Source organism: Olleya sp. HaHaR_3_96 (genome assembly GCF_019278545.1).
Taxonomy (GTDB): domain Bacteria; phylum Bacteroidota; class Bacteroidia; order Flavobacteriales; family Flavobacteriaceae; genus Olleya.
This window is the reverse complement of sequence record NZ_CP058987.1, coordinates 374556-399558: the sequence shown is the minus strand read 5'-3', so window position 1 is coordinate 399558 and position 25003 is coordinate 374556. Positions and strand designations below refer to the sequence as shown.

Below are 25003 nucleotides of genomic sequence, written 5' to 3'. Positions count from 1 at the left end.
CATAAAAACACATCAATTTTTTAGAATTAAAATGAGTCAAACCGCTTTAGATATACAGCTTAAAACCTTACCGGATTCTCCGGGTGTCTATCAGTATTTTGATGCGGAAGGCACTATTATTTATGTTGGTAAAGCAAAAAATCTTAAAAAACGTGTAACGTCTTATTTTACTAAAACGCACGAAAATGGAAAGACTAGAGTTTTAGTCAAGCGTATCGCTAATATTAAGCATATAGTTGTTGAAACTGAAACGGATGCGTTGTTATTAGAAAACAACCTGATAAAAAAGCATAAGCCGCGTTATAATGTTTTACTTAAAGATGATAAAACATATCCTTGGATTTGTATAAAAAATGAACGCTTTCCAAGAGTGTTTTCAACGCGTCGTGTTATTAAAGATGGCAGTGAGTATTTTGGCCCTTACACAAGTATGAAAACGGTTAAAACGTTATTGGGCTTAATTAATGGGTTGTACAAATTGCGAACCTGTAATTATAATTTGGCACAGGACAAAGTAAGTGAGGGGAAATACAAGGTGTGTCTAGAATACCATTTGGGGAATTGTAAAGGGGCCTGCGAAGGTCGAGAGACAGAGGCAAGCTATCATGAAAATATTGATGCTATTAGAGCGATTTTAAAAGGAAATTTTAAAGACTCTTTAGGTAACTTTAAATTACAGATGCGGGAATTTGCAGAAGTCATGGAATTTGAGGCTGCGCAGCGTATTAAAGAAAAAATTGAGGTATTAGAAAACTACCAAGCTAAGTCAACGATAGTTAACCCTAAGATTAGTAATGTCGATGTGTTTTCAATAATTAGTGATGCTGGACATGGTTATATTAATTTTTTACAATTATCCTACGGATCCATTATAAGATCACATACGTTAGAAATCAAAAAGAAACTCGACGAAAGTGATAAGGAACTTTTAGAATTAGCTATTATTGAAATAAGAGCACGCTTTAACTCTAACTCTAAAGAAATATACGTACCTTTTTCTGTGAATATTGGAGAGGAGCTCAAGGTTACCGTTCCGCAATTAGGAGATAAAAAGCATATTTTGGATTTATCTATTAGAAATGCCAAATATTATAGGATGGAGCGTTTCAAGCAAGTTAAAATAACAGATCCAGACCGTCATGCCAATCGTATTATGGCACAAATGAAACAGGATTTGCGTTTAGGGGAAGAGCCACGACATATCGAGTGTTTTGATAACTCAAACATACAAGGGACTAATCCCGTAGCGGCTTGTGTTGTGTTTAAAAACGGTAAACCAAGTAAAAAAGATTATCGCCATTTTAATATAAAAACGGTTGAAGGTCCAGATGATTTTGCGTCTATGGAAGAGGTTGTGTTTAGACGTTATAAACGCTTACTTGAAGAGGAGCAACCTTTACCGCAATTAATAATTATTGATGGAGGAAAAGGGCAATTATCTTCAGCATTAAAAAGTTTAGATCTTTTAGGATTAAGAGGTAGAATAGCTATAATAGGGATTGCAAAACGTTTAGAAGAATTGTTTTATCCAGAGGATCCAATTCCATTATATTTAGATAAAAAATCAGAAACACTAAAAATAATTCAACAGTTACGTAATGAAGCTCACCGTTTTGGAATAGAGCATCATCGAAATAAAAGAAGTAAGCAGGCGTTAAATACCGAAATGGAAACTATTCCTGGGATTGGAGAAAAAACCATAGTAGAATTATTGAAAAAATTTAAATCTGCAAAACGAATTTCAAACGCTAAATTAGATGAATTGGAAGAGATTGTAGGAGTTTCTAGAGCAGCAAAAATATATAATTATTATCATAAAGAATGAAGCAAATTAGCATCGCTATACTATTAATATTGACTTTTTGTAGTAGTCTTAACGCGCAAGAACAGGTAGTAGAATCTAAAGAACCTAAAGTTGGTTTGGTTTTAAGTGGTGGTGGCGCAAAAGGGTTTGCGCATATTGGTGTTTTAAAAGTTATAGATAGTTTAGGGATTAGAGTAGATTATGTAGCGGGTACAAGTATGGGGGCTATTATTGGGTCCTTATATGCTTCTGGCTATTCAGGGAAGCAATTAGATTCTATTTTTAAGGGGGTTAATTTTGATGACCTAATAAGTGATAATATACCAAGATCTGCAAAGTCAACATATGAGAGAGAAATATCAGAGCGTTACGCTGTAACCCTACCTTTTGATCGCTTAAAAGTAAAGTTGCCATCGGCATTATCTAGAGGTCAAAATGTGTTCAATTTATTAACCAAGCTAATGCTACATGTTAGTGATGAAGACGATTTTTCAGAATTACCAATACCATTTTTCTGTATTGGTACTGATGTAGAAACAGGACAGCAAGTGGTCTTGGATAAAGGTAATTTACCACAATCGGTTAGGGCGAGTGGTGCTTTTCCGTCATTGTTTCAGCCTGTGGAGATTAATGGGCAATTATTAATCGATGGAGGGGTCGTTAATAATTATCCTATAAACGAGTTGAAAGCAAAAGGAATGGATGTTATTATTGGGGTTGATGTACAGGATGGTTTAGCAAATCGTACAGATTTATCTTCTGCGCCACAAATATTATTTCAGATTAATAATTTCAGGACTATAACTGATATGAAAAGCAAGTCTAAAGAGACTGATATTTATATAAAGCCAGATATAACAAAGTTTAATGTAGTGTCTTTTGATGATGGAAACCAGATTATTAAAAATGGAGAGATTGCTGCTATAGGAAAAATAGAAGTTTTGCAACAATTAAAACAAAAACAAATAAAAAAACCTATAGTAAGGGAAGCAATGCATTCTCCTGATAGCTTACAAATCAATTATATTGAAACCAACGGAATCAATAAATATACAAGATCCTACGTTTTAGGGAAGTTAAGAATGAGGCCCTATACAAAAGTGACTTACAAAGAACTATCCGAAGGGGCTAATAATGTGGTGGCAACTAATAATTTTGATAGTTTTTTCTATGAACTTAAAAAAGAAGAAGATGATGCGTATAGAGTAATTACTACCGTTAATGAAACAAAAAAAACAACATTTTTGAAACTAGGATTGCACTATGACGATTTATATAAAAGCGCCATTTTAGCCAACATTACTAAAAATCAATTTTTATTAAAAAATGATGTTGCTTCTCTGGATTTAATAATAGGAGATCACGTCAGGTACAATTTTGATTATTTTATAGATAAAGGTATTTATTGGAGTGTTGGTTTAAAATCAAGGTATAATGAGTTTGATCAAGGTGTCGTGGCTGATGCTTTTTTGTCGCAATCAGAAGCATCTAGCGTAGGAGTTAATAAGATAAACGCAGAGTTGACGGACTTTACTAATCAGTTTTATTTGCAAACGTTATTTAGAAATGATTTAGCCTTGTCTTTAGGTTTGGAACATAAAAAATTAAAAGTAACAACAGAAACAATATTGTCGTCGGACAATCAAAACGAAACGATTTTTGAAAACAGTAATTATGTTAGTCTTTTTGGGCAATTAAAATTTGATACTTACGATAGTAAATATTACCCAACAGAAGGAATTTCTTTTTTGGGAGAAGCTAACTATTATGTTTACTCGTCAGATTATTCAACTGAGTTCTCTCCGTTTTCAGTATTTAAAGCAGAACTAGGGTATGCCTTTAAAGCAACCGATAAACTCTCTTTTAATTTGGTTACAGACGCTGGTTTTAAAATTAATCCTAAAGCTAATCAGTTTTTAGATTTTGTATTAGGGGGTTATGGTAATAACTTTATAAATAATTTTAAACCCTTTTATGGGTATGATTTTTTGACAATAGCTGCAGATTCATATATAAAAGGAAGTCTAAATTTAGACTATCAATTTTTGCCTAAAAACCATATAATGCTTACTGCAAATTATGCCAATGTATCAGATCGGTTATTTGATGATGCAGATTGGTTATCATTGCCCGAATATTCAGGTTATGCTTTAGGATATTCTCTAGATTCTTTTCTGGGACCAATAGAAGCTAAGTATAGTTACTCGCCAGAAACAAGAGATAGTTATTGGTTTTTTAATTTAGGATATTGGTTTTAAAGGACGTTTTTTATTTTATCCTTTATAGGCTTAGATAAAATCAGGTCATCTATTATGTCTTTTTTAGCCATATTGGGCAGCAAAAAAAGGATGCCATTACTACCTTTAACGTAGGATGTGGTGCATCGGCTTTTGCCTGTAGGATAAAAACACTTTTTAAACTCAGAAATATTTACGATATTTGTTAGACTATGAAGACAGCTTGGAGCGATTTATTATCACATTTAAAATTCTTGATTAAGCGCAATCCGGAGTGATCTTCCTTCCTTGTTAAGCATTTAATAAAGCGTCACACATTTCTTAGACGTTATTTTTTTTCAATTTAAAAACTAAAAAAATGCCATTTTATCATAAACTAGGAAAAATACCACCAAAAAGACACACGCAGTTCAGAAAAGCAGACGGTACATTGTATGCTGAACAGTTATTTGGTACTATAGGGTTTGACGGTATGTCAACAAATTCCTATCACGAGCATAGACCAACACAGGTAAAGGAAATTAGAAAACAATACAGTGTTGCGCCTAAAATTGCTAAAAAAAACCACATAAAATCTTATCGTTTAAGAGGGTTTCAAGTTAAACCAGAAAACGATTATTTAGAGTCTCGTAAAACGGTGCTTATAAATAGTGATTGCAGTATTATTTTAGCAGCCCCTAAACAATCAACAACAGATTATTTTTATAAAAATACGGATGCAGATGAGCTTATCTTTATTCATAAAGGAACCGGAAAGCTGCGTACACATTTAGGCAACTTAGACTTTAAGTATGGAGACTATTTATTAGTGCCAAGAGGTGTGATTTATAAAATGGATTTTGATACAGAAGATAATCGTTTATTTATTGTCGAGTCTAAAAGACCAATTTACACACCTAAACGCTATCGTAACTATTTTGGACAGTTATTGGAACATTCTCCTTTTTGTGAGCGTGATTTAAGACAGCCACAAGAGTTAGAAACACATAATGAAAAAGGGGACTTTTTAATGAAAGTTAAGAAGCAAGACGATATTTTTGAAATGGTTTATGCAACACATCCATTTGATGTTGTTGGTTATGATGGTTACAATTATCCATATGCATTCTCAATCCATGATTTTGAGCCGATAACTGGACGTATCCACCAACCGCCACCAGTACATCAAACTTTTGAAACAGATGCATTTGTCGTTTGTAGTTTTGTGCCAAGACTGTATGATTATCATCCAGATAGTATTCCGGCACCTTACAATCATAGTAATATAGATAGTGATGAGGTCTTGTATTACGTCGATGGAGATTTTATGTCTAGAAACGATATAGACGCTGGGCACATATCCTTGCATCCCGCAGGAATACCACATGGTCCGCACCCAGGAGCAACAGAGCGTAGCATCGGGAAGGTAAAAACAGATGAGCTAGCAGTTATGGTAGATACGTTTAAGCCATTAATGGTGACTGAGGAAGCGCTTAAAATAGCCGACGAAGACTATTATAAATCGTGGTTAGAGCATTAAAAAAAATAATTTGAAGCTATTTCCTGCTTTCCGTTATATCTTTTTTAAGAAAAACAAAAAAGGATGCCACTGCAATCAGGGCTAACGCATTAGCAAAGTAAAAGCTTAATCAAAAGAATATAGTCAATTAACTAAGTTGAATGTCTTTCTAAGGGAAAGATTAAGAAACAAACACTATGAGTAAAAAAGAAGTAAAATCAGTAGACTACGGTTTAGAAAAAATATTTGAAGGTGCACAAGATTTTCTGCCGCTTTTAGGAACAGATTATGTTGAGTTTTACGTGGGTAACGCAAAACAAGCAGCGCATTTTTATAAAACAGCATTCGGATTCCAATCTCATGCTTACAAAGGATTAGAAACAGGGTCAAAAGATTCGGTAAGTTATGTGTTAAAGCAAGATAAGATCCGTTTAGTATTAACAACACCATTAAATAGTAAGTCGCCAATTAACGATCACATTGTAAAACATGGTGATGGTGTAAAAGTTGTGGCATTATGGGTGGAAGATGCTAGAAAAGCTTATGAAGAGACTACAAAACGTGGTGCGAAATCTTACATGGAACCAGTCGTAGAAAAAGACGAATTTGGAGAAGTGGTAAGGGCTGGTATTTATACTTACGGAGAAACAGTTCACATGTTTGTGGAACGTAAAAACTACGATGGACAATTTTTGCCAGGATTTGTAGAATGGAAAAGTGATTACAATCCAGAGCCAGTTGGATTAAAATACATTGACCATATGGTTGGTAATGTAGGTTGGGGAGAAATGAATACTTGGGTAAAATGGTATGAAGATGTTATGGGCTTTGTTAACTTCTTATCTTTTGATGACAAGCAAATACACACAGAATACTCGGCTTTAATGTCTAAAGTAATGAGTAATGGTAATGGACGTATCAAATTCCCGATTAACGAGCCTGCAAAGGCGGCTAAAAGATCTCAGATAGAAGAATATTTGGATTTCTACGAAGGTTCAGGAGTGCAACATATTGCAGTAGCAACAGATGATATTATTAAAACAGTATCTCAACTTAAAGCTAGAGGTATCGAGTTTTTGCCACCACCACCACAAGCGTATTATGATGATATTCCAAACCGTTTAGGTGTGCATATGGAAATGATGAAGGAAGATATTAACGAGCTTCAAAAGTTGTCAATTATGATTGATGCAGATGAGGAAGGGTATTTACTTCAGATCTTTACAAAACCAGTAGAAGATAGACCAACTTTATTTTTCGAAATCATACAACGTATGGGAGCGCAAGGTTTTGGAGCAGGAAATTTTAAAGCATTGTTTGAGTCTATTGAGAGAGAACAAGCAAAAAGAGGAACGCTTTAATTCAGCTTTATAATTTAATAACAAAAAAAGGCCATCAAAAATACTGATGGCATTTTTTTGTTTTATACTTTTGGAATAGTAATTGTATTCTAAGTTGTAAATAACCTATAGCTTAATCAATTAAGCCCTTTAATCCTTTTAGTTATGAAAAATCAAATACTTTTAATCTTAGCATTATTTACCGCTAGTTTTTCTTTTGCAATAGATCCAGACCCTGCATTTAAAAGTGGCGAGTGGTTTAAATTTAAAATGAGTTATAGTGGTTGGATGAAGGCTGGTAATGCAACGCTTCAAGTTAAAGAGTCAACAGTAAATGGTAAGCCTGTATTTCATGTGGTTGGAAAAGGCTGGACTACAGGGATGATTAAATGGTTTTTTAAAGTGGAAGACCGTTACGAGAGTTATTTTGATAAAGAAACCATTTTGCCTTATAAGTTTATTAGAAAAATAGACGAAGGGGGACATAAAAAAAATATTGAAATAGAATTTGATCAAGATCAAAGAAAAGCATTGGTATATAATAAGAAGCACGACACAAAAAAAACGTTGGATACCAAACCTAACGTTCAAGATATGGTGTCTACTTTCTATTATTTAAGAAATAACTTGGATACCAAAACTCTTAAAGAAGGTGACGAAATTAAATTAGACATGTTTTTTGATGAAGAAAGTTATGGTTTTAAATTAAAATATTTAGGAAAAGAAAACCTGGACACTGATTTTGGAACCGTTGAAACTTTAATGTTTAGACCTTATGTGATGGCTGGTCGTGTTTTTAAAGAGGAAGAAAGCTTGACGCTTTGGGTGTCTAATGATAAAAATAAAATACCTTTACGTATTAAAGCAGATTTAGCTGTAGGATCTCTAAGAGCAGATTTGGTTGCTTATGCAGGATTAAAACACAGTTTTAAAATTATAGTAGACTAAATATAATGAGTGTAGACCCAAATTTAATTAAGCAATTAGAAGAAAAATATAAAGCATTAGACCAAAATGTTAATACGCATTTAGAAGGTTTATTGCATAGTAAACCCATTGATTATTGGGACTATATTCAAACTGATGCGCTTTTAAATCTGCAAGTGCAACGTACAACTTTACCAGATGAAATGGTTTTTTTGATGTATCATCAGGTTAATGAGTTGTTGTTTAAAATGATTTTATGGGAAATTGATCAAGTTGCAAAGCAAGACGCTATAACAGCCTCTTTTTTTGAAACTAAGATCATGCGTATTAGCCGTTATTTTGATGTGTTAACGTCTTCTTTTACTGTAATGAAAGACGGTATGGATGTCGAGCAGTATAACAAATTCAGAAACACATTAACACCGGCAAGCGGGTTCCAATCGGCACAATACCGTAAAATTGAATTTGCTTCTACCGAGTTGATTAATCTTATCGATAATAGATTTAGAGAAACCATAGACCGTAACTCGTCTTTAGAACATGCTTTTGAACATTTATATTGGCAAGCAGCAGGAAAGGACTACAAAACGGGTAAAAAAAGCTATACATTAACAGTTTTTGAAGCTAAATACAAAGACGAATTTATTAGATTTGTAGAATTCTATAACACTCACAATTTGTGGACAATCTTTAAAAGTTTACCGCAAGAGGTTAGAGAAGACAAGGATTTAATAAAAGCAATGCGTCATTACGACTACACAGTAAATATTACTTGGGTAATGGCACATTATAACACAGCGAATCACTACTTAAATATTGGTGGTAAAACAGCTGAAGCAACAGGAGGAAGTGAATGGGTAAAATACATGCATCCAAAGTATCAAAGACGAATATTTTTTCCAGATCTATGGACCGAACAAGAATTGCAAGATTGGGGAAAAGAGGTCTAATACTTCTAGTATCAACATTAGCAATTGTAAGTTGTAAAGAAGAAGAGGTTAAAGTGCCAGTAGAAACCGTTTCAGTGATAGAGCCAGTAGCGCTTTATGAATTTGGTTTTAAATTGGACGATTACGTAGTAAAACGCGATACTATCAGAAAAGGAGATAGTTTTGGAGAGATTTTGCAACGTAATAAGATAGATTATTCTAAAATTTATCAAATAGCAGAACAAACCAAAGATAGTTTTGATATTAGGCGTTTACAAGTTGGTAAGCCCTACACGTTATTGTGTTCTACAGATTCACTACAACAACCAAAATGTTTTATTTATCAGCCTACTAAAACAGATTATGTTGTTATAAATTTTCAAGATTCCATTCACGCCTATTCAAGTGAAAAGCCAATCAAATTTGTAGAAAAAGAAGTCTCTGGTGTTATCGAGTCTAATATATCAGAAGCATTTGCTAAACAAGGTAAAAGTGTATTGTTAGCTTATAAAATGTCGGATATCTACGCTTGGACTATTGATTTTTCTAGACTTCAAAAAAAGGATAAATTTAAAGTGGTTTATACCGAAAAATATATCGATGATAGTATTTATGCAGGAATAGATAATATTAAGGCAGCTTACTTTTTACATAATGGAGAAGATTTTTATGCCTTCGAGTTTGAAACAGATACCATAAAAGGTTTAAAAGATTATTTCTCGGAAGAGGCTAAAAATCTACGTCGCGCTTTTTTAAAAGCACCTGTAGAGTACAAGCGTATTTCATCTAGATATAATTTAAACCGAAGGATTGCTTTATATGGTAATCGCGTGCGTCCACATAAAGGGACCGATTTTGCTGCAGGTATAGGGACGCCCATTAGAGCGACTGCAAACGGAACTGTTATTCAATCTCGATATAGTAAGTCTGCTGGTAATTTTGTTGCAGTAAAGCACAATAGTATCTACACAACTAAATATTTTCACATGCAAAAACGAAATGCCAAGGTTGGTGATTTTGTAAGACAAGGAGATGTCATTGGTTATGTGGGTATGACAGGTAATACGTCAGGACCTCATGTTTGTTATCGTTTTTGGAAAAACGGAAAAGAGGTTGATCCTTTCAAGCAAAAGTTACCGGAAGCAGAGCCTATCACTGACAGTTTAAAAACCGAATATTTAAAGTTTATAAAACCGTTAAAGGCGCAATTAGACGGCATTGATTTTATACTACCTATAGAAGAAGAACAGATTTTAGATGTTCAAACAATTACAGAAAATTCAATTACATATACTAAATAATGGCATTACCATCAATCAACCCAACAAGTACAAAAGCTTGGAAAAAATTAGAAGCACATTTTGAAGCTGTTAAAGGTTTAGAAATGAAAGATTTATTTGATCAGGATAAGACTAGAGCAAATCAAATGGCTATTAGTTGGGAGGATTTTTATGTTGATTATTCAAAAAACCGAATAACATCAGAAACGATGACATTGCTGTTAGAATTAGCGGAAGAGGTTAAACTTAAAGAAGCAATTCAGTCACAATTTTCTGGAGAGGTTATCAATAAAACAGAAGGCAGAGAAGTGTTGCATACGGCTTTACGTGCTAAAGCAACAGATACTATTTTAGTAGATGGTAAAAATGTAATGCCAGAGATTTTTGAGGTTAAACAAAAAATCGAAGATTTTTCTAACCAAGTTATTTCAGGACAATTAAAAGGGTATACAAATAAAGCCTTTACTGATATTGTAAATATAGGTATTGGTGGAAGTGATTTAGGACCAGCGATGGTCGTAGAGTCGCTTCAATATTATAAAAATCATCTAACTACACATTTTGTAAGTAATATAGATGGGGACCATGTTAACGAGGTTTTAAAAACATTAGACCCGGAAACCACATTGTTTGTTATTGTTTCAAAAACATTTACAACACAAGAAACATTATCTAATGCTAATACTATTAGAGCTTGGTTTTTAGAGCATGCTAAGCAAGAAGATGTGGCCAAGCATTTTGTCGCAGTATCTACTAATATAGAAAAAGTAAAAGACTTTGGAATAAATGAAAATAACATCTTCCCGATGTGGAATTGGGTTGGTGGTCGTTTTTCATTGTGGAGCGCTGTAGGATTAACCATTAGTTTATCTGTAGGTTACAAGAATTTTGATTCGCTTTTAGAAGGGGCAAATACAATGGATACCCATTTTAAAACAACAGATTTTGATCAAAATATTCCAGTTGTTTTAGCATTATTAAGTATTTGGTATAATAATTTTTTCAAAGCAGAAAGTGAGGCGGTAATACCATACACGCAATACTTAACTCAGTTTGCAACGTATTTGCAACAAGGTATTATGGAGAGTAATGGTAAAAGTGTAGATCGCAATGGTTTACCTGTTAACTATCAAACTGGAACATTAATTTGGGGGGAACCAGGGAGTAACTCACAACACGCCTTTTTTCAATTAATACATCAAGGGACTAAGTTGATTCCTGCAGATTTTATTGGTTTTGCACAGTCATTATATGGTAATCATGATCACCAAGATAAGTTGATGTCTAATTTCTTTGCGCAAACCGAGGCATTACTAAACGGTAAAACAAAGGAAGAGGTTGAAGCTGAGTTTAGAAGTCAAAATGTGTCAGAAGAAAAAATAAAAGAATTAACACCGTTTAAGGTCTTCGAAGGCAATAAGCCTACAAATACAATCTTTATAAAAAAACTAACCCCAGAGAGTTTAGGGAAACTTATAGCTATGTACGAACATAAAATATTTGTCCAAGGTATTATTTGGAACATTTATAGTTATGATCAGTTTGGAGTTGAGTTGGGGAAGCAATTAGCCAATAAAATCTTAAAGGAATTTGATAGCTCTCGCTTTGCGAATCATGACGCTTCTACTTTAAATTTATTAGAATTGTATAAAAAATTAAGATAAATTACAGTAATCCTGTATAATATTTTTATTTTTAGTATATTATTGTGATTTTGTATTTATTTTTTTTTACTTTCGTTTGTGTGCATATGTTAACATTAAGTTAATATTACATCTGTATTTAGTCGTATTTTTGCACAAATTCGAAACTAACTAATCTTAATTATTTACAATGAAAAACACAATTAAAGTTATGTTTTTTGCAGTGACATTATTGTTTTCTGCAATTACAATGGCTCAAAGTACTGTTTCTGGAACAGTGGTAGACTCTGAGACAAAAATGCCTTTATTAGGAGTTAACATTATTGAATCAGGTACTTCTAATGGAACATCTTCCGATTTTGACGGAAAATTTTCATTAACAACTAAATCAACTACAACTAAGGTTGTTTTATCTTATGTTGGATTTATTGATCAAGAGATTGAAATAAGCGGTAACAAAAATTTAGGTGAAGTTGCATTAGTTTCTAGCGAAGTTGGTTTGGATGAAATAATGATTATAGCATCCGTAGCTGTAGACAGAAAAACACCTGTTGCAGTATCTACTATTAGGGCTAAAGACATTGAGTTAAAACTAGGAACTCAAGAATTTCCTGAGATTTTAAAATCGACACCAGGTGTTTATGTTACAAAACAAGGTGGTGGTTACGGTGATAGTAGAATAAATCTTAGAGGGTTTAATTCTGAAAATGTCGCAGTAATGATTAATGGTGTTCCCGTTAACGATATGGAAAACGGAGCTGTTTATTGGAGTAACTGGGCTGGTTTAGGTGATGTAACATCTAGCATGCAGGTTCAGAGAGGTTTAGGGGCTTCAAAAGTAGCGGTGGCTTCAGTAGGAGGGACAATAAATATCCTTACTAAAACAACGGATGCTGTTGAAGGAGGTAACTTTGGAACTAGTATTGCTAATGATGGTTATTTTAAATACGGTATGACGTATTCAACGGGTTTAAGTGATACGGGTTTTGCAGCATCAGTAAGTGCTTCTAAAATAACAGGGGATGGTTATGTTGATGGAACAGAGTTTTCAGGATACAACTACTTTCTTAATTTGTCACAACAATTAAACGATGCACATAGATTATCATTTACGGCTTTTGGTTCTCAACAAGAACATGGGCAACGTTTTAATCGTTCTACTATAGCTGAACTTCAAGATACAGATTCAGGACCTAAAAAAGCAAATAGAGATTGGGGATATAAGAATGGTGAGGTATATCATCAATCTTACAACTTTTACCATAAACCACAAATGTCTATTAATCACTTATGGAATATTACTGATGATTCTGCATTATCAACAGCAGTTTATGCTTCTTTTGGTTCTGGTGGTGGACGAAGAGATGAAGGTTCTAAGATAGGGTCTGACGATTACAGAATTGGAACAGCAGGTTTACAACCGATAGATTTTGATAAAGTAGTTACGGAAAATCAAGCCAACGGTGTAAGTGGTTCTAGTGATATTATTTCTTCTTCTAGAAACTCACATGAATGGTATGGTTTATTATCAACTTATAAAAATGCAATTAATGATAAATTGACAATTTCAGGAGGTTTAGATGCGCGTTCTTATTTAGGATCTCACTGGTATCAAGTAGATGATTTATTAGGAGGACAATTTTTCTTAGATAATGAGACGGATACTTTCGCTTATGGACAAGCTCTTAAAGTTGGAGATAGATACAATAAAGATTATGATGGTCTTGTTCAGAGATATGGATTATTTGCGCAAGCTGAATACCAAGTGACTGAAAAATTAAACTTATTTATTGCTACAGATGTTTCTAATAGTAATTATAAGAAGAGAGAATACATGAATAATACAATAATTGGAAGCAGAGAATCTGAATCTGTTAACTTTATTGGTTATGGAACTAAAGGTGGTGGTAACTATAATTTAGATGCAAATAATAATGTATTTGTTAATGTAGGATATTTTTCAAAAGCACCATTTTTAGTGAATGTGTTTTTAGATGAAGATGGACTTGATGCTAATGAAAATGCAGTAAATGAAAAAGTGTTTAGTGCTGAATTAGGATACGGTTTCCGTGGAGAAAAATTTAGTGCTAATGTAAATGTTTATTATACAAAATGGTTAGATAAGTCTCTTAATGGATCTATAGGTACTGGTGAAAATTTATTTTTTTACAACTTACAAGGTGTAGATGCATTACATCAAGGTGTTGAACTTGATTTTAAATATAAAGCAAACGATAAAATTACGTTAACAGGTATGGCATCTGTAGGTGACTGGCAATGGAAAAGTAATGTGTCTTCAATTATAAGAAATCAAGCTGGAGATGAAATTGATGTAGTGGAGGTTGTTGCTGATGGTATAAAAGTTGGTGATGCAGCTCAAACGACATTTGCTTTAGGGTTAGATTATAAATTAGCACAAAAATCTAATATTTATTTAGATTATAATTTTGCAGGTGATAACTATGCCTCTTATGATGTGACTAATAGGTCTAGTGCTGATCTACCTGATGTTTGGGAAGTGCCTGATTTTGGATTATTTGATGTTGGTATGAGACATGGTTTTGCAGTGGGTTCATTTGATGCGACATTAATCGGAAAGGTTAATAATGTTTTTAATACAGAGTATATTTCGGATGCTAATGATTTGGATGGGACTTCATCTACAGCACAAGTGTATTACGGTGCAGGAAGAACATATAGTGTAGCATTAAAAGTTAATTTTTAAAAAATATTTAAAATGAAAAGAATAATTTATTGTTTAGCTATTTTAGGGGTAACCTTAGTGGGTTGTAACCCAATTGAAGACATCTATAATGATCTAGATGCAACAGCAGATCCTATTGTTGGTTCTGAGTCTTATATACTTACAGGTGATGATTATGCAGAATTAGAATTAGGTTTTGGTAGTTTTAGTTCTATTGAAGAAGCTAAATTACTTATGCCAGACTTTCTAGCTAATAAATATCCATTTTGGGGACAAGGTTCTTCTGTTTTAGTTGGATATCAATTATATGTTGGGAACGCAGAAGGAGTTAGTGATTTGACTAATTCTGATGTTTATCAACTAACTAATTCAGATTATGCTACTACTGGAAGTGATGCTTTTGGTTTTTATCCAGATATAGATGCAGTGTCTTTAGTTCCCGATGTATTAAGAACACAAATCACAAGTCCGACAGAAGGACAAGTTGTTTTAGCTAAATACAAGCAGTATACGGAAGTTCCTGTTGTAGGTTTAGCTAGTATTATAGACTATAATTTTGCAGGAAGTTTTGAGGGTTGGACAAGTCAAGAAGAACTTGGAGGAGATGAAGTATGGACGACTGAAACTGGTAACATCCGAGGTAATGGATATTTTGGAACTCAAGTTGCAAATATTGAATGGTTAGTATCTCCAGCTATTGATTTAGATGGTGAGGATAACCTTAAATTTCAAATTACTCAAGAACTTGATTTTGCTACTGATGCATCATTAGTTAAAATTTTAGTAGCTACTGATTATGCAGGTGATGTGTTAACTGCAACGTGGGACGAAATTTCTTTAGCTAATCCTGCTACAGGAGATATGGCTTCTTCTGAAGATTATGATTTTTCTGCTTATGATGGTCAACAAATTAACGTAGCATTCAAGTATGAGTCTACAGATAGTGATGCTTCTCGATGGAGAATTGCTAATATGTCTATTAAGACTTTAGGGGCTACAGGTGCTACTAATTCTAAAGGAGAGTATTTTACATATTCTGCAGGAGAATGGGTTGCAATGGAAGGTATTTACTATTTGAGTTCTGCAGATTATGATGCAATGGGAACGGCTTCAGGACAACCTGGTGAGTATAATAATTTTAGTAGTTCATTGTCTCCAGATAATTATTTACCAACATTTTTGGATTTAAACTTTCCTTTTGCTCAGGAAGATGAAGAGTTAATCGTAATTTATGATTATTTCTCAAGTTCTACTGGAGCGCAAAGAAGAGGTAATTTATACTCAGTTGTTAACGGTGAGTTTTCTGGTTACGAATCAACTATTTCTACAACACTTCAGTTTGGTTTTGATAATGGTGTTTGGGTTCCTGATAACACCATTAGGTATACTTTAGCTGCTGATGACTATGCAAATATAGGTACAGCTTTAGCTGTTGATTATCCAACAGCAACGAGTAGTATGATTAACTATGGTAATATGGATAGAAGAGCGGGGAATCCTGCAGAATGGACTAACGCAATGGTATTGGAAGCAGTCGCTGTAGTTTTAGATCAAATTGACCCGTCGGCAGCAGATGAACAAAAATATGTTGTTACTATAGAGGTGTATAATGGTAGTAATACCACTGAAGACTTTGCAGTTATTAAAATGGGAGGTAGTTGGATATACCAATAGTTTCTAATAATAATATAATATTAAAACCGCTTCTGTAAAGAAGCGGTTTTTTTATGCCTAAAAACAAGCTTTTCTTATTTTTAGCGAAAGGTTCTTTAATTTCTGTTACTTTTAATTAAAAATATTTATACAAGGAAGTGATTACTAAAACCGTTGGCAACATCTCCATCAACAATACGATGTAGTGGGTAGCTTATAAATCGTTCTTTTTGTGATTTTATTTAGAACAGTTCTTAACGTTAAGTTAATGTTAGAATAAGAAATAGTTGTACTTTTGCACGAAATTTGAAATTAACAAATCTTTATTTTAAGACAATGAAAAACACAATTAAAGTTATGTTTTTTGCAGTGACATTAATGTTTTCTGCATTTACAATGGCTCAAAGTACTGTTACTGGTACAGTTATGGACGGCGAATTTAACTCATCACTGCCAAGTGCAAGTATTGTTGAGCAAGGTACAAGTAATGGTACAATTACTGATTTTGATGGTACGTTTACTTTTGAAACACAGGCAAGTTCAGGTGTTCTTATAATCTCATATGTAGGTTATGGTAAAAAAACAATCTCTTTTAGCGATAGTATTAACCTTGGTAATATTTTCTTAACACCAGATAATTCTTTAGACGAGGTTGTTGTCGTTGGAAAAGGTGTAATTGATTTAGCTGGGGGGAGAGAAACGCCGGTTGCTGTATCTACAATTAAGGCAGCAGAAATTCAACAAAAAGCTGGTAATTGGGATTTACCAGAGGTGTTAAAGTCTACACCTTCTGTTCAAAATCTTAAATCTGGTGGTTTTGGAGATGGTCAAATGTTTATACGTGGTTTTGATCAAACAAACACGGCATTCTTACTAAATGGTCAACCAATTAATGGAATGGAAGATGGTAGAATGTACTGGTCTAACTGGTCTGGTGTAATGGATGTTGCTGATGCAATACAAGTACAAAGAGGTTTAGGAGCTTCTAAATTAGCTATTTCTTCAGTAGGTGGAACGGTAAATATCGTAACAAAGACTATTGACAGAAAAGAAGGTGGTTTTGTACAGCAAATGGTAGCTAACGATAGTTACACTAAAACTACAGCATATTTTTCAACAGGAGTAAACGAAAAGGGATGGTCTTTTTCTGGATTATTAGGTCACTGGCAAGGTGATGGTTATGTTGACAATACAGATGGTCAAGGACAAACATATTTCTTTTCTGTAGGTTACCAACCAAATGAAAATCATACATTAAACTTCTTATTAACAGGGGCGCCGCAATCGCATGCTGTTGCAGGAAGTGGTTCTATAGGAGAGTTTTTAGAGGAAGGTAGACGTTATAATTCATGGAATTATGATAATGTAAATAGTTCGAATACTTTAAGTAGTGGTGCTTATCCAGGAGGTAGAAATATCTATCATAAGCCAGTAGCTAACATAAGTTGGGATTGGACAATCGATGAAGATTCTGAATTGTCTACGGTAGTTTATGGCTCTATGGGTAGAGGAAGTTTTGCTCAGGCAATAACTTCTGGAGATGATGTAACGTATGCAAGAGGATCTAACAATAATCATGATTGGTTTGGATTAGTAACAAACTACAACAATCAATTAACAGAAAATTTAAACTTAAATTTTGGAGCTGACGTACGTTTGTACAATGGATTCCATTTTAGAGATGTTAGAGAGTTTATATCTGTAGATGCAGTGACTGCTAATTCTGGATATAGTGGTGGTTTAGATTATGAATTAACTGAAGCAGGAGGAATTAACCCTTGGGAAGTGTTTTTTAATCAAAATAATGATCACTCACAACGTTTTGGATATGATTATGAAGAGCAGATTAACTATGCTGGTGTTTTTGGTCAACTAGAGTATTCTAAAGATAATTTCTCTACGTTTTTTCAAGGAGCTGTTTCTAATCAATCACATGTTAGAACAGAATTTTTAAATGTTGAAGAAGCTGGAGTTTCAGAAGAGTCAGATAAGGTAAATAATCTTGGTTACAATGTGAAACTGGGTGGTGCTTATGTTTTAAGCGATGCACATAAAGTTTTTGTTAACGCTGGTTACTATTCTCGTCAACCTTTTCATGATAATTTATACCAAAATAACAGAGAAGGTAATACTTTATTATCACCTGAAGCTGAAAATGAGGAAATTACAGGTTTAGAAGCTGGTTATCAATTTAACGGAGGTAGCGCAATTTCCGCAAACTTAAACGTATATCACACTACTTGGGATAATGTTACGAAGTATAATAGTAATGGAGAGATTGGTGATGCTTTTTTAAGTTACCAAACATTAGGAGTAAAACAAGTACATTACGGTGTAGAATTAGAAGTAATGACACGTCCTTTAGATAATTTAAAACTTAATGGATTTGTAGCTTTAGGTGAATGGCAGTTTAAGGATAATGCTACCTTAAGAACGTTTGATAATGATGGTAATAAAGTCGGTGACGACGAAGATATCGTTATTGATGGTTTTAACGTTGGTGGTGCTGCACAGGTAACTGCAGGTATTAATGGTAGCTACGAGTTTTTACCAAGATTTAGTATCGATGCTGGATGGAACTGGTATAATGATGTCTTTTCTACAGGTTCATTAGGAGTTGCTCCATTGTCTATGCCTTCTTATGATACTGTTGATACAGGGTTATCATATAAATTATTATTTGGTGAAACGGGTAAAACGTCTTTACAATTTAGATTAAATGTAAATAACGTTTTTGATGAAGTTTATTTAGAATCTGTAAACGGGACTACTGCAGCTTCAGCAATAGAATCAGAAAATTATAAAGGAATTAATAGATCAAATACAGGTAGATTTGGTTACGGAAGAACTTGGAATACAAGTGTTCGTTTTAATTTCTAAACATAAGATTTAGTTTAAATCTACGTATTAAAACCGCTTCTGTACAGAAGCGGTTTTTTTATGCCTAATAATTACTACATTTGCGGTATAACTAATTAAAACAAGAATTATGATAAAAATGTTGCACTCCTATTGGGCCTATCTAGTATTTTTTATGATGATAATTGCAACTGCAAATGCATTAATAAAGTATTTTGGAAAAAAGGAATACGAGCCTTTGGATTTTCGTATTGCATTATTTACACTAATAGTCTCTCATATTCAATTACTATTAGGTATTGTTTTGTGGTTTGCGCAAGATTATTTTGGAGAGAGCTCTATGAAGGAAGTGATGGGGAATTCAGCATTACGTTCTAACGCAGTAGAACATCCAGTTGCAATGATTTTGGCAGTCGCTTTTATTACCATCGGTTATTCTAAACATAAAAAGAAATTGACCTCTGCAGGGAAATTGAAACCTTTGGCTATCTTTTATACATTAGCATTCCTTTTAGTCTTAGCAAAATTACCATGGAAAGCATGGTTTAATTTATAACATAAAATAAAGCGACCATATGGTCGTTTTTTTTATGCGTTTATATCAAACTTTTTTTACCCGAATGGTTATTTAGTTTCTATTGCTTTAATTAAATATATGTATACAGGGAAGTGATCACTAAAACCATTGGTAAAACCGCCATCAGCAAAACTACGTAGTGGATAACCTTCAAACCGTCCTTTTTTTGTCACTAGATAATTCTGGTTAAAAATACCGGCTTTGTAGTAGGTCCAATTAGAGTAGTCTTTATGCAAAAATGGTTTAGTCATCATTATTTGATCAAATAAACTCCAGGCATCTCTATAGGCAGTAGTTCCTAAGCCAGATTGTTTAAACATGTTTATAAATGGGTTGTAAATACCTTTAAAGGCTACTTTTTCTTTTTTTCTTTCAGCTTTCAAGATATCTTTTACACTGGCGTTTGTTGGGTTATCATTTAAATCGCCCATAGTTATTATTTTTGCATAGGGATTTATGGATTGTAAGCTATCTATTAAGTGTTTATTAAGTTTGGCGGCAGCAATGCGTTTAGGTCTGCTTTTAGCTTCTCCTCCACGTCTTGATGGCCAATGATTAACAATGATGTGTACTGTTTCTTCTTCTAGTTTTCCTGTGACTAGTAATTGGTCTCTTGTGTTTTGACGTTTATGACTCTCGCTATCATATATTTTTAGAGTATGTGTGCTTTTTGAGATAACTTGAAATAATGATTTTTGATATAAAAGCCCCACATCTATGCTTCTGTTGTCTGGGCCATCAAAATGGACAATTGCGTAATCCTTATGTAATAATAAAGAATCATTTACAATGTCTTCTAGGACCGTACTATTTTCAATTTCACACACGCCTATTAATGCAGGACTATTATGCGTAATGTCGCTACCAATGTCAGAAATGACACGTGCCATATTTTGTATTTTTTTCTTATAAATTTTAGAACGATTGGCCTTAATCTCCATCATGGGACTTGCTTCGTCATATTTGGTAGGATCATTAATGGTGTCAAATAGGTTTTCAAGGTTGTAAAATGCTACAGTGTGTATTCGGAAGTTCTTTTTTTCTTGTCCATTTACATTTGTAAAAATCAGTAGTAAAAAGGAAATAAGGTGGTAATTTAAGTGTTTCATCTCTTAATGTATTGTATTTGAGAATGTTATTTGTAGATTGTTCTGTAAAAGTATATATTTATTAAATATACTATAAAATACTAAGTCATTAAAAATCAATATGTAAAGTAACAACGCTACTTTTATCTTAATCCCTCTTTATGATAAGACCTTTTTTGTTTTTTTTATTTGTAATGCTCGCAAATAATGCTCTTTTAACTCAGGATACCTTGGTAAAGGGGAGTGTGAATGATGCGATAACTAATTTGCCCATTGTTGGAGTGATTGTTACTATTGAAGACTCTAGTTTATCTACAAGTACGGATGATTTTGGGCAATTTTACTTTCATGAAAACATTCCGTTAGGAGAGCAGGTTTTAAGAATTGAACATTTACAGTACACTACAAAACGGTATCCCATAATTATAAACGAAGGACAAACGATAGATATACAGGATATGGTATTAACGTTTAATGTCGTTGATAATAATGCGTTGTATATTATTTCTATTTCCGATGATCAATTGAATAGCGAAGACGATGGGTTAACTAGTAATGTGTCGGGATTATTACAATCTTCTAAAGATGCTTTTTTAAGTGCAGCAGCTTACGATTTTAGTGCAACCTTTTTTAGGCCAAGAGGTCTGGATAATGCTAACAGTAAAGTGTTAATAAACGGTCTTGAATTGAATAAACAAAATACAGGTCGACCACAATGGGGAAACTGGGGCGGAATTAATGATGTGCAACGTAACCAAGAGTTTTCAATGGGAATGGCTTCTAATGATTATAGTTTTGGAGATTTAGCAGGGACAAATAATATTATTATGAGAGCTTCTAAATACCGAAAGGGTGGACGTTTGTCTTTGGCATCTGCTAATAGAAGCTATCAAGGGCGTTTAATGTTAAGCTATAACTCTGGTATAATGAAAAATAACTGGGCGTATAGTGTGTTAGCTTCTAGAAGATTTGGCAATGGAGGGTATGTAGAGGGCACGTTGTATGATGCTAACTCTTTCGCAGCTTCTGTAGAAAAACAAATTAATGATAGGCATAGTATTAACTTAACGACTATTTACGCTAAAAATAGAAGAGGTAAAGGGACCGCTTTAACGGACGAAGTTTTTAATTTAAAAGGAAGGCAATACAATCCTTTTTGGGGAGAACAAAATGGTAAAATAAGAAACTCTAGAATACGTAAAATAGAAGAACCTATTATCATGTTGAATCATTATTGGAATATTTCTGAAAAAACAGGGATTAATACAAATATTGGCTATCAATTCGGGACTTCTGGAAATACTAGAGTAGATAATGGCGGGACGCGTTTAGTCAATTTTCAAGGACAGGATAGTTACATTGGAGGTGCGCGTAATACCGACCCTACGTATTATCAAAATTTACCAAGTTATTTTTTGAATGTTGAAGGAGGTCCAACAGCTTATAATTATGAACAAGCGTATATAGCGCGGCAAACGTTTCAAAATGATGGTCAGTTTAATTGGAACGACCTTTATACAGCTAATACAGATTCAGCAAATCAAGGGTTTAATTCAATTTATGCTATTCAAGAAGATCGTGTAGACGATAAGCAGTTAATGGCTAATGCTATTTTTGATACAGAGTTAAGTGATAACATTCGTTTAAACGCAGCAGTAAATTATAGGCATTTAAAAAGTGAAAATTTTGCATTGGTTTCGGATTTATTGGGAGGAACAGGTTATTTAGATGTTGATTTTTTCTCTGATGAAACAACAGAATCTACGGATGGTACATTAACAACAGCACAATCAGATATAAGAAATCCTAATAGGATAGTTACAGAAGGAGAGCGTTATAAATATAATTATAATATTGATGCTACTGTATGTAGTGCTTTTGCGCAATCTGTATTTAATTATAGTAAAGTAGACTTTTATTTAGCGGGTAATGTTTCAACAACAAATTATCAACGGGAGGGCCTTTTTGAAAACGGTTATTTTACCGGTCATTCTTTTGGTAGGGGAGAAAAAGTTCAATTTAAAAATTTTGGAGCAAAAGCAGGCGTAACTTATAAAGTGTCTGGTCGGCATATATTGGATTTTAATGGAGCATACATGACTAAGGCGCCTAATATGAGAAATACGTTTGCTAATGTTAGACAGTCTAATATGCTTATTGAAGATGTCGATAGTGAAATTATTACAAGTATAGATGCTAGTTATATTTTTAGATCTACAATTGTAAAAGCACGATTAACAGGGTTTTATTCTAATTTTAAAAAAGGGACAGAAACGGGTTTTTATTATAGTGAAGGTGTAGGCAATAATTTAGTGCAAGAAGCAGTCACGGGGATAGAAACGCAGCGGATAGGAGCTGAATTTGGTATAGAAGCCCAGGTGACCCCAACGGTAAAGTTGAAAGGTGCTGTTTCTGTTGGGCAATATACCTATAACAATAACCCTAATTTAACTTTTTATAGTCAAGAATTTGGTGTGGGACGTGCGGTCTTTGGAAACGGAACAACAAACCTTGAAAATTTACATATTTCTGGAGGACCAGAGCAAGCATTACAATTAGGTTTTGAGTATCGTGATCCAGGATATTGGAATGTTGGTGTTACTGCTAACCACTTTTCTAAGGTTTATGTCAATACAAGTGCAATAAAAAGAAGTGCGGCTTTTGTAACGGATCCAGAATTATATTCAGAAGCGGAGTTTCAGGAAGGTACGGCGGATGGAGCTGTTTATGTTTTAACTGGCGGTGAGATTAATAATATAGATCCGGATATTGCTAAACAATTATTGCAGCAAGAACAGTTTGATTCTTATATGCTAGTCAATATAATTGGTGGTAAGTCCTGGCGGATGGGAGATTATTTTGCTGGTTTTTTTGCAACAATTAATAATGTACTTAATGAAGAGTACAAAACTGGTGGATTTGAGCAATCTAGACGTGTCGACTACAGAAGTCAATTAGTAGAACAAACTAATGTTAATGGACCTGTTTTTGGGAATCGTTATTTTTTTGGAAATGGGACTACTTATTATTTAAATGTCTATGTAAGATTTTAATTATGTATAAAGAAAAAATAAATTCAAGAAAAATGAAGACTTACAAAGTAGCATGGTTATTAGTTAGTTTTTTTGTCTGTATTAGTTGCGTAGAAGATGATAATTTTGATATACCTACGAGCCTTTCAGGGATTACGGCATATCCAAATGACCAAGCTCAGTTTAATTCGATTAGCGCTGTTTTAGGAAACTTTGGAACAGGTACCGGAGATCCGGTAACTTATGAAGCAGTAGCAGAAGGTGTTTTAGAAAAATATACCGAAGGTTATGTTGTTTCAAGTGATGAGGGCGGGAATTTTTATAAACAGTTAGTTATACAGGATGCTCCGGAAAACCCAACAGCAGCTATTGTCATTCAAGTAGATAAAAATCCTATGTTTACTCAGTATGAGTTTGGACGTAAAGTATATGTCAAACTAAACGGTTTGGCAGTAGGAGAAAGTAATGGTGTCATTCAGTTAGGGAGGTTAGAAGGTGGTCAGATAGCGCGGATTCCCAGCACACAAGTGACAGAATATATTAAAAGGACTGACGAGGTTGCTGCAGTAATTGCAAAAGAAGTTTCTATTGTCGATTTTTCAGACGGATTAGAAAGTCAATATATTAGATTGAATAATATGACATTTGCTGATGATCATATGGGACAGACTTTTGCTTCAGAAAATAATGATAGTTTTAATGGCGAGCGTGTCATGCTTAATTGCTTAGGAAATAGTGTTATTTTAAGTACAAGTACCTTTTCTGATTTTAAAAGTGTGGCTTTACCTGATAACCGAGGTAGTATTGATGGGGTTTTAACTAGAGATTTTTATGACGACTTTTATACTCTCTATATAAATACACCAGAAGCACTACACTTTAATAATCTTGAGCCTTGTTCTGAACCTTTATTAACTGCTTATTTTACGGAAGCTTCAGATAATACTAATTTTAATTTTGAGGGTTGGTTGAATAGTACTGAGGAGGGTAGCGAATCTTGGACAGAGCAAGTATATCAAGGTAATGGATTTGCTGAGTTTTCTGCTTTATCATCAGGAGATAGTAATAATACAGGGTGGCTTATTTCTCCTGTATTGGATTTAGATCAAGGAGATGGAGAAATATTAACTTTTCAAACAGAACATGCATATCCAGATGTAGGACATGACGCAATAAAAGTTTATATTTCCACAAATTTTGATGGGACACCAGCCGGTATTTTAAATGCAACTTGGCAAACATTAGAGTTTACGTCAAGTTTAGAGGCTAATTTTGATAATTGGTATACTTGGACAGGTTCTGGAGATATCGATTTGTCAACATTTTCTGGACTAGGTTACATTGCTTTTGTGTACACAGGGAGTGATACTAATAATTTAAACTCAACGGTGCATTTGGATAATGTATTTGTAACAGTACAATAATTTAATTT

Annotated in this window: 15 protein-coding genes; 14 read left to right on the top strand and 1 reads right to left on the bottom strand. The window is 33.7% G+C overall.

What is annotated here, in order from left to right:
* Positions 1–31: 31 nt before the first annotated feature.
* From uvrC to H0I26_RS01620, 12 genes are all read left to right on the top strand, one after another.
* On the top strand, positions 32–1825 hold the full coding sequence (gene uvrC, locus H0I26_RS01675; RefSeq protein WP_218700739.1) for an excinuclease ABC subunit UvrC: 1794 nt from the start codon (positions 32–34) through the stop codon (positions 1823–1825).
* Positions 1822–4062 (top strand): patatin-like phospholipase family protein, encoded by a 2241-nt coding sequence (locus tag H0I26_RS01670; protein WP_218700738.1) that lies wholly within the window; start codon positions 1822–1824, stop codon positions 4060–4062. The genes uvrC and H0I26_RS01670 overlap by 4 nt, the downstream gene beginning before the upstream one ends.
* 337 nt (positions 4063–4399) lie before the next feature.
* A complete protein-coding gene (locus H0I26_RS01665; RefSeq protein ID WP_218700737.1) occupies positions 4400–5560 on the top strand; it encodes a homogentisate 1,2-dioxygenase in 1161 nt (386 codons plus the stop codon).
* 176 nt (positions 5561–5736) lie between these two features.
* Complete coding sequence (hppD, locus tag H0I26_RS01660; protein ID WP_101015533.1) at positions 5737–6900, top strand: 4-hydroxyphenylpyruvate dioxygenase; 1164 nt, start codon at positions 5737–5739, stop codon at positions 6898–6900.
* Positions 6901–7044: 144 nt separating this feature from the next.
* The gene (locus H0I26_RS01655) at positions 7045–7827 is read left to right on the top strand and encodes a DUF3108 domain-containing protein (RefSeq protein WP_218700736.1); all 783 of its coding nucleotides are present in this window, start codon (positions 7045–7047) and stop codon (positions 7825–7827) included.
* A gap of 5 nt (positions 7828–7832) precedes the next feature.
* Positions 7833–8756 (top strand): tryptophan 2,3-dioxygenase family protein, encoded by a 924-nt coding sequence (locus H0I26_RS01650; protein ID WP_218700735.1) that lies wholly within the window; start codon positions 7833–7835, stop codon positions 8754–8756.
* Complete coding sequence (locus tag H0I26_RS01645) at positions 8714–10036, top strand: peptidoglycan DD-metalloendopeptidase family protein (RefSeq protein ID WP_218700734.1); 1323 nt, start codon at positions 8714–8716, stop codon at positions 10034–10036. Before H0I26_RS01650 ends, H0I26_RS01645 begins: the two co-directional genes overlap by 43 nt.
* On the top strand, positions 10036–11679 hold the full coding sequence (pgi, locus tag H0I26_RS01640; protein WP_218700733.1) for a glucose-6-phosphate isomerase: 1644 nt from the start codon (positions 10036–10038) through the stop codon (positions 11677–11679). Before H0I26_RS01645 ends, pgi begins: the two co-directional genes overlap by 1 nt.
* A 169-nt stretch (positions 11680–11848) precedes the next feature.
* Entirely contained in the window at positions 11849–14383 is a 2535-nt protein-coding gene (locus H0I26_RS01635) for a TonB-dependent receptor (RefSeq protein WP_218700732.1), read from the top strand.
* A 12-nt stretch (positions 14384–14395) separates the two neighbouring features.
* Positions 14396–16036 carry a choice-of-anchor J domain-containing protein gene (locus H0I26_RS01630; RefSeq protein WP_218700731.1) on the top strand — a complete coding sequence of 547 codons (1641 nt, stop codon included), beginning with the start codon at positions 14396–14398 and terminating at the stop codon, positions 16034–16036.
* 315 nt (positions 16037–16351) lie between these two features.
* Entirely contained in the window at positions 16352–18895 is a 2544-nt protein-coding gene (locus H0I26_RS01625) for a TonB-dependent receptor (protein WP_256935231.1), read from the top strand.
* 109 nt (positions 18896–19004) lie between these two features.
* Positions 19005–19430: a hypothetical protein gene (locus H0I26_RS01620; RefSeq protein ID WP_101015524.1), complete on the top strand. Its 426-nt coding sequence runs from the start codon at positions 19005–19007 to the stop codon at positions 19428–19430.
* Positions 19431–19498: 68 nt separating this feature from the next.
* Here H0I26_RS01620 and H0I26_RS01615 read toward each other — a convergent pair whose 3' ends face one another.
* Positions 19499–20560, bottom strand: a complete 1062-nt coding sequence (locus H0I26_RS01615) for an endonuclease/exonuclease/phosphatase family protein (RefSeq protein ID WP_218700730.1) — start codon at positions 20558–20560, stop codon at positions 19499–19501.
* 140 nt (positions 20561–20700) lie between these two features.
* Here H0I26_RS01615 and H0I26_RS01610 point away from each other — a divergent pair, with 140 nt between their 5' ends.
* Positions 20701–23592 (top strand): carboxypeptidase-like regulatory domain-containing protein, encoded by a 2892-nt coding sequence (locus tag H0I26_RS01610; RefSeq protein ID WP_218700729.1) that lies wholly within the window; start codon positions 20701–20703, stop codon positions 23590–23592.
* Between the two features lie 32 nt (positions 23593–23624).
* Complete coding sequence (locus H0I26_RS01605) at positions 23625–24995, top strand: DUF5689 domain-containing protein (RefSeq protein ID WP_218700728.1); 1371 nt, start codon at positions 23625–23627, stop codon at positions 24993–24995.
* Positions 24996–25003: the final 8 nt, after the last annotated feature.